The sequence below is a fragment of the Pseudomonas sp. ACN8 genome (assembly GCF_002303925.1).
GTDB lineage: Bacteria > Pseudomonadota > Gammaproteobacteria > Pseudomonadales > Pseudomonadaceae > Aquipseudomonas.
This window is the reverse complement of the sequence record NZ_MRCS01000045.1, coordinates 1-13,789: the sequence shown is the minus strand read 5'-3', so window position 1 is coordinate 13,789 and position 13,789 is coordinate 1. Positions and strand designations below refer to the sequence as shown.

Genomic DNA, 13,789 nt, shown 5'->3' with positions numbered 1-13,789 from the left:
TTTGTGGTGATGCCGATGGCCTCATCGCTAGCAGGCTAGCTCCCACAGGGGTTGTGTTCACACTGGAGATCCAATGTGGGAGCCAGCCTGCTGGCGATAGCAATCATGCAGTCGCCGCTGCAACCTCTGGCTCGACCACGCCAACCAACCCTGCCTTCATCCGCTTGGTATCGCGCACGAAACACCGCGAAGCCAGGAACAGAAACACCACGGTGAACAACAGTGCCACCGGAATCAGGTACATCGCATCGTGCAGACCGACGGCCTTGAACGCTTCAGTCATCTGTTCGGCACCCGCCGCGAGCATCGCCGTGTGGGCGAAGTGATCGGACAACGCGCCGACCACTACCGGCCCAAGACCACCGCCCAACAGATACAACCCGGCGAAGAACAACGCCATGGCAGTCGCCCGCAGACGCGGCTCGACTACATCCTGAATCGCCGTATAAACGCAGGTATAGAAGTTGTAGGCGAACAGCCAACCGAGACCGAACACGGCGACGAAAACACCGATCTCGATTCGCCCGGAATGCAACGCCCAAGCAGTACAAACCGTCGAAATGACCAGGCTGAAGGCGGCAAACAACAGCCTCCCGTTGGCGACCCGCTGGTGAATCTTGTCCGCAATCCAGCCTCCGAGGGTCAGGCCGACCAACCCGGTCACACCGACAATAACCCCGGTGGCGACCGCGGCATCCTGCAACGGCATGAGGAAGTAGCGTTGCAGCATCGGCACCAGAAACGAGTTGCAGGCATAGGTGGCGAAGTTGAAACACAGGCCGGCCATCACCAGCCACAGGAAGGTTGGCACAGCCAGTACCCGCCGGATCGGCCGATCGATCTTTTCCTGCGAGACCTGAACGCTCTCGGCGGCGCCGCGCTTGGGTTCCTTGATGAAAAACATGAAGATCGCCAGGATCAGCCCGGGCACCGCCGCGATAAAGAACGGCGCGCGCCAGCTATCGAAGGCCTTGACCATCGCGCCAATGGTGAAGAACGCCAGCAACAACCCCAATGGCAGCCCCAACATGAAGATCCCCATGGCCCGCGCCCGGCGGTGAGCCGGAAACAAGTCGCCGATCAGCGAGTTGGCGGCTGGCGCGTAGCTGGCCTCGCCAATGCCGATGCCCATGCGCACGATCAGGAAGCTCCAGAAACTGCCCACCATGCCATTGACGGCGGTCAACCCGCTCCACACCGCCAGCCCCCAGCCCATCAGTTTGCTCCTCGAACCGGTATCGGCCATGCGCCCCAGCGGCAAGCCGGCAATGGCGTAGACGATGGTGAATGCCGTCCCGATGATCCCCAACTGGAAATCACTGAGGTGCCATTCCATGCGAATAGGCTCGATGATGATGGCCGGGATGGTGCGGTCGAAAAAATTGAACAGGTTGGCCAGGAACAACAGGAACAGAATGCGCCAGGCATTGGCCGCTTGGGTCGAGTTCTGCATGGGTCCGTCTCTTTTATTGTTTTTGGGGCGTCACTGCCCCCGGACTTTGCAATCTAGACAGGCCGACCGCACCTGTCTTTCATTATTCGCCAGGCTGATACCAACCCATGGGACGCAACCTGTAGGAGCTTTCACAGGGCCGGTATTTCGCAGTCCGTCCGACCGATGAAAAATACCTTTGAGCCCCCCTTCCCAAGCCGTTGGCGAAGCCTAGAATAGCGGCCTTGTTTCCCCCCCTGTGTCTCCACTCCTCCTTAGATAATCGCCCATGTCCGAAGCCAGTCCGTGTCTGAATTGCGGTGCCTGCTGTTCTCATTTTCGCGTGTCATTTTTCTGGGGTGAATGCGCCTCGTCCGGGGGGACGGTACCCGATGAGCTTGTCGAGCAGATCAGCCCCAGTCGGGTCGCGATGCTCGGCACCGGCTGTAAACCCGTGCGTTGCACCAGCCTGGTCGGAGACGTAGGCAGTACGGTGCAATGCTCGATTTACGAAAAGCGCTCCAGTACCTGCCGGGAATTCGACGCTTCCTGGGTCGATGGCCTGGCCAATCCCGATTGCGACGCGGCCCGTGCCGCTTTTGGCTTGCCGGCCCTGCAACCCGCGTTCGAGATGCCTAAGAAGCAAATCGCCTGAGCATTAGCACTAATCGCTATCAGGCTAATGTCAAAATGTTTGGCACCAATGTGCCACTACGGCTTGCGCTCCATCCATGCCCTCTATACTCCAAGGCATTCGCCGGCGCTCATTGCAACGGCCTGAGGGATAACGATGGGGCATGCTATGGAGTGGCTTGGTTTGCATTTCATTACCGAGCTACCAGAGAGCGGGCAGGTCATACTCAATTGCACACATGACCCTTTTCTGGTGCTGCTGGCTTATCTGGTTGCCTGTGTCGGCAGTTTCGCGACACTGGACATGGCCGAACGGGTTGCTCACGCTGAAAAATCCGCGTCCAAGACACTCTGGCGCTGGGTGGGCAGCGGATGCCTGGCCGGCGGTATCTGGGCCATGCACTTCGTCGGGATGCTGGCCTTCCAGGCGCCTGTCGATCTTCACTACCAACTGCCTGTCACGCTGTTCTCGCTGATCATCGCGCTGCTCGCCGCGTGGCTGGCAATGCATACCCTCAGCCTCCCTGATTTGAGTTTGCAGCGGTGTCTCAAGGCATCGATCGGGATCGGCCTGGGTATCGCGACCATGCATTACGTGGGCATGACGGCCATGCACTCCAATGCCACGGTCTACTACCATCCGGGCCTGTTCGCCCTTTCCATCGCGATCGCGATCGGGGCCGCGCTGGCCGCCTTGCTGCTGGCATGGTATCTGCGCGATGGCGCCGGCATGCTGCATCAGCTCTTCAAATACAGCGCCAGCCTGTTACTCGGGACTGGCATCCTCAGTATGCACCTCACGGCCATGGCCGCCTTCAACCTGGTGCTGCCCAGCGACAGCCTGCCAGCGCAAACCGGCGAAAACAGCCAACTGCAACTGGCACTGACCGTGGCGGTCATGACCCTGCTGATCATCGGTAGCAGCATCAGCGCGGCGTTGGCGGACAAGAAACTGCAACGCAAGGACCACGACCTGCAACGGGTCAACTCCCTGCTCAGCCAACTGGACCAGGCGCGCATGTCGCTGCAACAGGTGGCGCACTACGACGCGCTGACCAACCTGCTCAACCGCCGGGGGTTCAACCAGATCTTCGCCGAAAAACTCATCGAGAAATCCAACAAAGGCGGGATGCTCGCGGTCATGTTCCTGGACATCGACCATTTCAAGCGGATCAACGACAGCCTTGGCCACGATGCCGGTGACGAACTGCTCAAAGTGCTGGCCGGGCACATCAAGAGCTCGGTTCGCAGTCACGAGGATGTGGTCGCGCGCTTCGGTGGCGACGAGTTCTGCCTGCTCATTGACCTGCGTGATCGTGAAGAGGCGCGCAATATGGCCCAACGCATCATGCTGAAAATGAAGGAGCCCATCGAGTTGGGCGGCAGGCGCATGGTCATGACCACCAGCATCGGCATCAGCCTGTTCCCGGAAGACGGCAAGACCTGTGAGGAGCTGTTGAAGAACGCCGACCTGGCGCTGTATCAGTCCAAGGGCGGCGGTCGCAACGGGCTGAACTTTTTCAGCGCCAACCTGAAAACCCGCGCCACACTCGAGCTGCAACTGGAAGAAGAGTTGCGCCACGCCCTGCGTGAAGACACTGGCCTGATACTCTATTACCAGCCGATCTATGACCTCAAGACCGGTCAGGTCAGCAAGCTCGAAGCCTTGATCCGCTGGCAACACCCGGTCCACGGTTTCCTCGTGCCGGATCGTTTTATCGCCATCGCCGAGGCCAACGGCCTGATCGCCGAGCTGGACAACTGGGTGTTGCGCAAGGCCTGCGAGGACTTGGGCGAGTTGTCGCGCCAAGGCTGTGAAGACCTGAAGATCGCCGTGAACTGCTCGCCCCTGAACCTGGCGCGCGAAGAACTGGCCGATGAAATCGAGTACGCATTGCGGGCCTCCGGTGTGGAGCCCCACCGTCTGGAACTGGAGGTCACCGAAAACGCCTTGATGGGCAATATCGCCAACACCCTGGTGCTGATGCGGCAGATCCGCGCCCTCGGCGTTTCGCTGTCGATCGATGACTTCGGCACCGGCTATTCATCCCTGGCCTACCTCAAGCGCTTGCCGCTCAACACGCTGAAAATCGACCGTTCGTTCATCCAGGACATACCCAAGGCGACCCAGGACATGGAAATCGTCCAAGCGATCATCGTCATGGCCCATACCCTGCACCTTCAAGTGGTCACCGAAGGAGTCGAAACCTTCGAGCAATACCAATTTCTGGAAAACCACGGCTGTGACTTCGTTCAGGGCTATCTGCTCAGCCGGCCGGTGCCGCTGGCCGAATTGCTTCCGGTGCTGAACGAAATCAACCAGCGCAAGCACGCCTGCACCGTCACGACGCTGAGTCTGGCTCACGGTACATCTGCACTAATGTAGACGGGTCCTTTTCAAGGAAACCCTGACTCCCATGCAGGCGCATCAACTGCGCGGCCAGACCGCTGATCGGTGTCGCCGAGCCTTGCTCACGGGAAAACTTCACCGCTGCATCCAGATCCTTGAGCAACGTGCGTACGTGCCACTTGACCGGTTCGAAACGGTTTTCAGCCATCTGCGGGGCCAGGAACTGCAACGGTTTCGAATCGGCAAAGCCGCCGGCCAGCGCTTCGGCGATCAGGCTGGCATCAACCCCGGAACGTTCCGCCAGCGCGACCACTTCGGCAATCACCAATGCATTGCAGGCAACGATCATCTGATTGCACGCCTTGGTCACCTGGCCTGCCCCGACGCCGCCCATGTGCGTCACACGCTGCCCCAGGTTCAACAGCACAGGCCGGACCCGCTCCAGATCCTGTACTTCACCGCCGACCATGATTGCCAGGCTTCCAGCCTCGGCACCGACCACGCCACCGGACACCGGTGTGTCGAGCCAGCCCATGCCGGTTTCAGCGGCGAGATTCGCGGCCATTTCCCGCGTGGCGTTGGGCTCCAGGCTGGAGAAGTCCACCAGCAACTGACCCTTTTTTGCTCCTTCCGCAATGCCTGCCGGACCAAACACAACCTCGCGTACGACCGACGTATCCGCCAGGCACAGCATGACCACGTCTGCGTGCTGGCACAGTTCGGCCGGGCTGGCGACCTGGCGTGCGCCGGCCTCCACCAGCGCCTTGCACTTGTCCGGATTGCGATTCCATACCGCCAGCTGATAACCCGCGGCCAGCAGGCGTCGGCACATCGGCAGCCCCATCAGGCCGATCCCGGCAAACCCTAGCGAAGGTAGCGTTGACATCATTTTGCCTCCTTTTGATTAAAGATCACCGAATATTGGCCGATTCAACATGACTCAGGAAAGGATTCACTCCGAGCAATGCTCAGGCTAAAGACCAAGGCATGGTCCAAGTACGCGCTGAAAAAAGACGCGATTGTATTCCGTGACGGTTCGACGACAGTGAGTCGGCCAACCAATCAGCCCAGGTAGATGGCGAACAATGACTTCTAAAAACAACCCGGCCACTGCGGTCACCGATCTGACGTTGAGCCCCGCGGCCAACAGCCCGTCATCACCGAAGCCATTGATTCAATCGCGCCCGTTGGCGACACAGCAATACCTCTATTTCACCGAAACCAACACCGACCGCATCCTCGACAACCTCGACGGCTTGCGCGACATGGTGTTCCCGCGCGCACCGCACCTGGAAGGCGACAGCGAACAGCACAGCGATCAAGAGTTCCCGTCGGTGTGCCTGATCGGCCTGGGCCGCTGCGGCTCGAACATTGCGCTGGACGTGGCGGAACTGGTGTACAACGCCCGTAAGTTCTACCTCAACGAATTCAACAACGAAGATCGCCTGTCGCCGGACAAGCGTTTTGCCGAAAAGGGCTACAGCCCGGCCCAGTGGATCCGCAACAACCTGCGCCTTGGCCAGAACAAAAACACCAAGCCGGTGTTTCTGGTCGAACCACTGGTGATGCTCGGCGACCTGGACAAGGACATCGCCGGACGCATCCGCTTCTCGCGCAAGGGCGAAAAAAGCGGCTTCCTGCGCGACTACAGCAAGATGAAAATCATGGACCTGTCGGAAGTCCACGCCGGTGGCGCCGGTAACGCGCCGATCCTTGGCCAGTACCTGGCCAAGATTATCCTGAACAAGGACACCCAGCGTTTCTCCAGCCCTGACTGGAAAATGATTCACTCGTACCTGATCGACAGCTGCGGCATCAAGGCCAACCAGTCGCGTCTGTATTTCTCGATCTTCAGTGCCGGCGGCGGCACCGGTTCGGGCATGGCCTCGGAATTCGGCCTGGCCCAGCAGCATTCGTACATGAACAAGACGTTCGACACCAAGCCGATGGACGAGCATGACAGCAAGAGCGGCCACTCCTTCGTCTTCGAACCGATCTTCACCAGCGGCATCTGTGTGCTGCCGAACATTTCCGATCACCGCAGTGAAATGTCCGAGGCCCTGCACATCAACGCCGGCCGCCTGCTGTGCAAATACCTGTCGGAAGAGTGGGACTTCTCCTACAACTTCGCCAACGAAGACAGCAGCGAAGCCAGCGTCATGGGCCGCATCCGCCCATGGAACGCGATGATGCTGATCTCCAACGACATCATGCGTTACGCCGAAGAGAACGATGACGGCAATATCCAGAACATTGATGTCAATGCCATGGAAAAGCATGCCAACCAATACATCTCGCAGCAGATCTTCAACATCCTGACGGCCCAGGCGGTGACCACCGACTACGACCAGAACTATTTCCGTCGTGCCGGCATCGACATCGGCGAAACCATCCGCCTGGACGCCAACGACCTGTTCATGAGCCTGGCCGGTCCGGTGGCGATTGCCTACGCCGAGTCCGTGGTGCCGGAAACCCCGGCACCGAGCAGCGACAAATTCAAGGTGTTCGAGAAAGAGCCACAGCGCCTGAACATCGACGACCTGTTCTTCCGTTCGATCGACCTGCCGCACTTCAACAAGGTCACCCAGGCCATCGAAGGCATCAGCCTGTTGCCGATTGAGTCCAAGCGCTATCGCGCGTCGCTGGAGCAGTACAAGAACTCGGGTTACGACGCGGCAGCCCTGCATGACTTGCACTTCTTCAAGAATTGCTCGTCGGTGGTGTCGATCGTTTCCTTGCCCAAGGACTACAAGCTGTCCTACATGGATTTGAACCGGTTGAAGACTCACCTCAACAGCCTGTTCCCCAACACCACGCTCAAGCGCTACGCGCTGGTGATCGGTGCTTCGGCCAACCTGTCGCTGACCACCCTGATCGCCAAGAGCCCGTGCCTGTCGGACGATTTCCTGACGCTGATCGTGGCCTTCATCAAGCGCTGCTTCGCGAAAAACCCGTACCGTTTCGACGAGACCCTGGACAACTCGATCCTGGACTTCATCATCAATGAACAGTTCGATGAAGACCGGATCGATGAGTTGCTCAACGAATTCGAGAACCCGGCGAAGATCCTCGATACCAACTGGTACGCAATCAAGCCGATGTACGAGAAGAAGTACCGCGAGCTGATCAACGACAAGGACAAGTTCGTCTCGATCAACGACATCCGCCTGTCCCGGGATTGCGTGAAGAAATCGATCAAGTACCTGCGCGAGATCTACCGTCACCGCATTGGCAAGACCAAGGTTATTTCGTTGAATAACCATACGGGCAAGACGGCTTAACAAGACGCGAAAACTCGTCGCCCCTATCGCGAGCAGGCTCGCTCCCACAGGGATCGCATTCTTTCAGAGAGAACGCGGTCAACTGTGGGAGCGAGCCTGCTCGCGATGGCGGCCTTGAATTCACTGCAAATCAACATCCAGAAACAATTGAGCAGACGTTCAGTTGCCCTCTCAACTGTTCCCGTTACGTTTACGTCACCGTGAAGCTGTGGCCTTTCTCTACGGCAACATGCCATCACGCTACTCGGCTACACACTTTTCCCTCCGAAAGAAGCGCACCATTGAGGTGCAACCTTTAAGCCTGCGACCTTTCCTGGATCAGAATCCACGGCGAAACAACCACGGCCCACAGCTGCGGATCACGCTCAAAAAGATCCAGCGCCCGTGTTTCAGACAGCTTGCCGAGCTTGTCAGCGGCCAGCCAGGCAGCCACTTTCTCCCCTTCATCCTGGGCCACGGCCTCGGCGGCAGCGATCAGATCCATGCCAGGATCGACCCACAATAGGGCACCCTTGGCGAAGAACGGCTCCAGCTCTTTCCAGGTAATAGATGCGGTTTCACCAAGCAGCTTGGCATAGAGGGTGCTAGGTTCTTGATTCATGGGACTGTCCGGAAAAGAAATCGACGTAGATGATAACGTCGGTGGTCTGGCAGAAAAACCCGGATGCAATTGAGTGACCGAAATGAAAAGCGCAGGAAAGCCAGGGAATGCACTGAATATGGCTATAAGCCCCTCAACACCCCGCCGCAATTCTGTCTTTTACTTTCAATAAAGCGACACTTGCAGGTTTTGTCCCCCGGCGCCGCCTTCCCAGGCTGACAATCGGCGCTCTACACTGTACCGGTACAGTTGCCGAGGGACTTTTCCGGGGAATGTCGCAGATATCTGACCCGGTTCTGCTGCTTTCGGCGCCAGGACTATAAAAACTACAACAGTAAGAGTGGAGCACTATGACTAAGGCTACTAAGCAGATTTCCAAACTGTTTGCCGCTATGGTTCTGGCCGGGGTTGCCAGCCATTCGTTCGCAGCTGACACCATCAAGATCGGCATCGCCGGCCCTAAAACCGGCCCTGTAGCCCAATACGGCGACATGCAGTTCAGTGGCGCCAAAATGGCCATCGAGCAAATCAACGCCAAGGGCGGCGTAGACGGCAAGCAACTCGTAGCCGTTGAATACGATGACGCCTGTGATCCGAAACAAGCTGTGGCCGTCGCGAACAAGGTCGTCAACGACGGCGTCAAGTTCGTGGTAGGTCACCTGTGCTCCAGCTCCACTCAACCGGCTTCGGACATCTACGAAGACGAAGGCGTGATCATGATCACCCCGGCTGCCACCAGCCCGGACATCACCGCCCGTGGTTACAAAATGGTGTTCCGCACCATCGGTCTGGACAGCGCCCAGGGCCCTGCCGCCGGTAACTATATTGCCGATTTCGTAAAACCGAAGATCGTTGCTGTTCTGCACGACAAACAGCAATACGGTGAAGGCATCGCCACCGCCGTGAAGAAAACCCTGGAAGGCAAAGGCGTGAAAGTCGCCGTGTTCGAAGGCGTCAACGCCGGCGACAAAGACTTCTCCTCGATGATTGCCAAGCTCAAGCAAGCCAATGTCGACTTCGTCTACTACGGCGGCTACCACCCGGAACTGGGTCTGATCCTGCGTCAATCCCAGGAAAAAGGCCTGAAAGCCAAGTTCATGGGTCCGGAAGGCGTGGGTAACGACTCCATTTCGCAGATCGCCAAGGACGCTTCCGAAGGCCTGCTGGTGACCCTGCCGAAATCCTTCGACCAGGATCCGGCCAACGTTGCCCTGGCTGATGCGTTCAAAGCCAAGAAAGAAGACCCGAGCGGTCCGTTCGTGTTCCCGGCCTACTCGGCTGTGACCGTGATCGCCGACGGTATCAAGGCTGCCAAGTCCGAAGACTCCGCCAAAGTGGCTGAAGCCATCCACGCCGGCACCTTCAAGACGCCTACCGGCGATCTGAGCTTCGACGAGAAAGGCGACCTGAAAGACTTCAAGTTCGTGGTTTACGAGTGGCACTTCGGCAAACCAAAAACTGAAGCCAAGCCTCAGTAAGGCGTTGCCTGACTGACTGCCAACAAAGCCCACGGCGTGCCGTGGGCTTTGTTTTACGAACGTATCTGGGCCGCGCTGGCGTGATCCGCCAGTCTCCCCACCTGAAAATCTCAAAACCGTCATCAGCGGTTCGCTGGCAAACCCCGGATTCGAAGTGGATGCAGATCCACGGGGCCCGGGCGGGAAAATGACTCCACCAGTGAAATGCGTATCAGGTTTTTAGGAGCGCTGTAATGCCTGACATCTATCACTTCTTCCAACAGCTGGTTAATGGCCTGACCATTGGCAGCACGTATGCCCTGATCGCCATCGGCTATACGATGGTTTACGGCATCATTGGAATGATCAACTTCGCCCACGGCGAGGTGTACATGATTGGCTCCTACGTGGCGTTCATCGCCATCGCCGGGCTGGCCATGCTGGGACTCGACAGCGTGCCGCTGTTGATGACCGCCGCTTTTCTCGCCACCATCGTTGTAACCAGTGCCTACGGCTACAGCATCGAACGGATCGCCTACCGCCCCTTGCGCGGCAGCAACCGTCTGATCCCGCTGATCTCCGCCATCGGCATGTCGATCTTCCTGCAGAACACCGTTCTGCTGGCGCAAGACTCCAAGGACAAATCCATCCCCAACCTGATTCCGGGCAACTTTGCCTTTGGGCCAGGTGGCGCACATGAAGTGCTGATTTCCTACATGCAAATCGTGGTGTTCGTGGTGACCCTGGTCGCCATGCTCGGCCTGACCCTGTTCATCTCCCGCTCTCGCCTGGGTCGCGCCTGTCGCGCCTGCGCCGAAGACATCAAGATGGCCAACCTGCTGGGTATCAACACCAACAACATCATCGCCCTGACCTTCGTCATCGGTGCTGCACTGGCGGCCATCGCCGCCGTGCTCCTGAGCATGCAGTACGGTGTGATCAACCCGAACGCCGGTTTCCTCGTCGGCCTCAAGGCCTTCACCGCAGCAGTACTGGGCGGTATCGGCAGCATCCCCGGCGCCATGCTCGGCGGGATCGTGCTTGGGGTAGCGGAAGCCTTTGGTGCCGACATTTTCGGCGACCAGTACAAGGACGTCGTGGCTTTCGGTCTATTGGTTCTGGTGCTGTTGTTCCGGCCAACCGGCCTGTTGGGCCGTCCGGAGGTTGAGAAAGTATGACTAGGAATCTTAAACAGGCGCTGTTCAGCGCTTTGCTGGTGTGGGCCGTGGCCTACCCGGTGCTCGGTCTGAAGCTGACCATCGTCGGCATCAACCTCGAAGTTCATGGCACCAGCGACGCCACCCTGATCACCATCGCGGTGTGCTCGGTGCTGATGTTCCTGCGTGTGCTGTTCGACCAGCAGATCAGCTCGGCCTGGCGCTCTTCGCCAAGCATGCCGCTGATCCCGGCCAAGGCCAGCAACTTCCTGACCCTGCCGACCACTCAACGCTGGATCATCATCGCGTTGATCGCCGGTGCCCTGGTCTGGCCGTTTTTCGGCTCTCGCGGTGCGGTGGATATCGCCACGCTGGTGCTGATCTACGTGATGCTCGGCCTCGGCCTGAACATCGTGGTTGGCCTGGCCGGCCTGCTCGACCTGGGTTACGTCGGTTTCTATGCCGTTGGCGCCTACAGTTATGCGCTGCTGTCGCATTACTATGGCCTGAGCTTCTGGATCTGCCTGCCGATTGCCGGCCTGATGGCAGCCACGTTCGGCTTCCTGCTCGGTTTCCCGGTACTGCGCTTGCGTGGCGACTACCTGGCCATCGTGACCTTGGGCTTCGGTGAAATCATCCGGCTGTTCCTGCGTAACCTGACCGACATCACCGGTGGCCCGAACGGCATCAGCAACATCGAGAAACCGTCGTTCTTCGGCCTGACCTTCGAACGTAAAGCGGCTGAAGGCCTGCAGACGTTCCACGAGTACTTCGGCCTGGAATACAACTCGATCAACAAGGTGATCTTCCTCTACCTGGTTGCGTTGTTCCTCGCGCTGTTCGCCCTGTTCGTCATCAACCGCTTGCTGCGCATGCCTCTGGGCCGTGCCTGGGAAGCCCTGCGTGAAGACGAAATCGCTTGCCGTGCACTGGGTCTGAACCCGACGATCATCAAACTGTCAGCCTTCACCCTCGGTGCCTGCTTCGCCGGTTTCGCCGGCAGCTTCTTCGCTGCGCGTCAGGGCCTGGTGACACCGGAGTCCTTCACCTTCATCGAGTCGGCGACCATCCTCGCCATCGTGGTGCTGGGCGGCATGGGCTCGCAACTGGGTGTCGTGCTCGCCGCCACGGTGATGATCCTGTTGCCGGAAATGATGCGTGAGTTCAGTGAGTACCGCATGTTGATGTTCGGCGCCTTGATGGTGCTGATGATGATCTGGCGCCCTCAGGGTCTGCTGCCCATGCAACGTCCTCACATGGAGCTGCGCAAATGAGCCGCGAGATCCTGAAAGTAGAAAACCTGAGCATGCGCTTCGGCGGCTTGCTGGCGGTCAACGGCGTGGCCTTGAGCGTGAAAGAGAAACAAGTGGTTGCGCTGATCGGCCCCAACGGCGCCGGCAAGACCACCGTGTTCAACTGCCTGACCGGCTTCTACAAGCCGAGCGGCGGCAGCATCCTGCTCGACGGCGAGGCCATCGAAGGCCTGCCCGGCCACAAGATCGCCCTCAAGGGCGTGGTGCGCACCTTCCAGAACGTGCGGTTGTTCAAGGACATGACCGCGGTCGAGAACCTCTTGATCGCCCAGCACCGTCACCTGAACACCAACTTCCTGTCCGGTCTGTTCAAAACGCCGTCGTTCCGCAAAAGCGAGCGCGAGGCCATGGAATTCGCCGAGTACTGGCTGGACAAGGTCAACCTCACGGCATTCGCCAACCGTCCGGCCGGCACCCTGGCCTACGGTCAGCAACGTCGCCTGGAAATCGCCCGCTGCATGATGACCCGTCCACGGATCCTCATGCTCGACGAACCGGCCGCGGGCCTGAACCCGAAGGAAACCGAAGACCTCAAGGCGCTGATCAGCATGCTGCGTGAAGAGCACAACGTCACCGTGCTGCTGATCGAACACGACATGAAACTGGTCATGAGCATTTCCGACCACATCGTCGTGATCAACCAGGGCACACCTCTGGCCAACGGCACGCCGGAACAGATCCGCGACAATCCTGAAGTGATCAAAGCCTACCTGGGGGAAGCGTAAATGCTGCAGTTCGAAAACGTTTCCACCTTTTACGGCAAGATCCAGGCCCTGCACAGCGTCAACGTCGAAGTCCGCCAGGGCGAGATCGTGACCCTGATCGGTGCCAACGGTGCCGGCAAGTCCACGCTGCTGATGACGCTTTGCGGTTCGCCGCGAGCCCACAGCGGCAGCATCCGCTATATGGGTGAGGAACTGGTCGGCCAGGAATCCTCGCAGATCATGCGCAAGAGCATTGCCGTGGTGCCGGAAGGTCGTCGGGTGTTTTCCCGCCTGACCGTGGAAGAAAACCTGTCCATGGGCGGTTTTTTCACCGCCAAGGGCGACTATCAGGAACAGATGGACAAGGTTCTCGGACTTTTCCCACGCCTGAAAGAACGCTTCGCCCAGCGTGGCGGCACCATGTCCGGCGGCGAACAGCAAATGCTCGCCATCGGCCGTGCGCTGATGAGCAAGCCTAAACTGTTGCTGCTCGACGAGCCTTCCCTTGGCCTGGCACCGATCATCATCCAGCAGATCTTCGACATCATTGAACAACTGCGCAAGGACGGTGTGACGGTGTTCCTGGTCGAGCAGAACGCCAACCAGGCGCTGAAAATCGCTGACCGTGCCTACGTTCTGGAGAACGGCCGGGTGGTGATGCAAGGTACCGGTGAAGCACTGTTGACCGACCCGAAAGTGCGCGAAGCGTACCTCGGTGGCTAAGCCTTTGCGGTAAATCGGCATAGGGGACGGCCTTCACAGGCCGCTCCCCTGCCACACCACCCGGCATGCGGGTCCGCACCGGGCGGTTCGAGAGATTGAGGTTATGAGAGACGTACTAATCCCATCCTGTCGAACCAC

General features: G+C 58.8%; 11 protein-coding genes. 8 read left to right on the top strand and 3 right to left on the bottom strand.

Translation table 11 applies throughout. The features are described 5' to 3' along the window. Positions 1 to 103 precede the first annotated feature (103 nt). Entirely contained in the window at positions 104 to 1,453 is a 1,350-nt protein-coding gene (locus BSF44_RS22625) for an MFS transporter (protein WP_095945391.1), read from the bottom strand. 268 nt (positions 1,454 to 1,721) lie between these two features. Between BSF44_RS22625 and BSF44_RS22620 the strand changes: the two genes are divergently transcribed. Further along, entirely contained in the window at positions 1,722 to 2,087 is a 366-nt protein-coding gene (locus tag BSF44_RS22620) for a YkgJ family cysteine cluster protein (protein ID WP_095945390.1), read from the top strand. Between the two features lie 147 nt (positions 2,088 to 2,234). After that, complete coding sequence (locus BSF44_RS22615; protein ID WP_305887007.1) at positions 2,235 to 4,451, top strand: bifunctional diguanylate cyclase/phosphodiesterase; 2,217 nt, start codon at positions 2,235 to 2,237, stop codon at positions 4,449 to 4,451. Here the strand turns inward: BSF44_RS22615 and BSF44_RS22610 are convergent. Further along, the gene (locus tag BSF44_RS22610; protein ID WP_095945388.1) at positions 4,408 to 5,304 is read right to left on the bottom strand and encodes an NAD(P)-dependent oxidoreductase; all 897 of its coding nucleotides are present in this window, start codon (positions 5,302 to 5,304) and stop codon (positions 4,408 to 4,410) included. The genes BSF44_RS22615 and BSF44_RS22610 overlap by 44 nt on opposite strands. A 196-nt stretch (positions 5,305 to 5,500) precedes the next feature. Here BSF44_RS22610 and BSF44_RS22605 point away from each other — a divergent pair, with 196 nt between their 5' ends. Then, positions 5,501 to 7,696, top strand: a complete 2,196-nt coding sequence (locus BSF44_RS22605) for a hypothetical protein (RefSeq protein WP_057716101.1) — start codon at positions 5,501 to 5,503, stop codon at positions 7,694 to 7,696. A gap of 295 nt (positions 7,697 to 7,991) precedes the next feature. On the opposite strand, the gene BSF44_RS22600 is transcribed toward BSF44_RS22605, so the two are convergent. Then, positions 7,992 to 8,297 (bottom strand): DUF2288 domain-containing protein, encoded by a 306-nt coding sequence (locus tag BSF44_RS22600; RefSeq protein WP_095945387.1) that lies wholly within the window; start codon positions 8,295 to 8,297, stop codon positions 7,992 to 7,994. A 350-nt stretch (positions 8,298 to 8,647) separates the two neighbouring features. Here BSF44_RS22600 and BSF44_RS22595 point away from each other — a divergent pair, with 350 nt between their 5' ends. From BSF44_RS22595 to BSF44_RS22575, 5 genes are all read left to right on the top strand, one after another. Next, positions 8,648 to 9,775 (top strand): branched-chain amino acid ABC transporter substrate-binding protein, encoded by a 1,128-nt coding sequence (locus tag BSF44_RS22595; RefSeq protein WP_095945386.1) that lies wholly within the window; start codon positions 8,648 to 8,650, stop codon positions 9,773 to 9,775. Between the two features lie 233 nt (positions 9,776 to 10,008). Then, positions 10,009 to 10,932, top strand: a complete 924-nt coding sequence (livH, locus tag BSF44_RS22590) for a high-affinity branched-chain amino acid ABC transporter permease LivH (RefSeq protein WP_008052916.1) — start codon at positions 10,009 to 10,011, stop codon at positions 10,930 to 10,932. Further along, on the top strand, positions 10,929 to 12,185 hold the full coding sequence (locus BSF44_RS22585; protein ID WP_008052917.1) for a high-affinity branched-chain amino acid ABC transporter permease LivM: 1,257 nt from the start codon (positions 10,929 to 10,931) through the stop codon (positions 12,183 to 12,185). The genes livH and BSF44_RS22585 overlap by 4 nt, the downstream gene beginning before the upstream one ends. Further along, positions 12,182 to 12,949, top strand: coding sequence for a high-affinity branched-chain amino acid ABC transporter ATP-binding protein LivG (gene livG / locus BSF44_RS22580; protein WP_095945385.1), 768 nt, complete (start codon positions 12,182 to 12,184; stop codon positions 12,947 to 12,949). Before BSF44_RS22585 ends, livG begins: the two co-directional genes overlap by 4 nt. Further along, a complete protein-coding gene (locus tag BSF44_RS22575; protein ID WP_095945384.1) occupies positions 12,950 to 13,651 on the top strand; it encodes an ABC transporter ATP-binding protein in 702 nt (233 codons plus the stop codon). Positions 13,652 to 13,789: the final 138 nt, after the last annotated feature.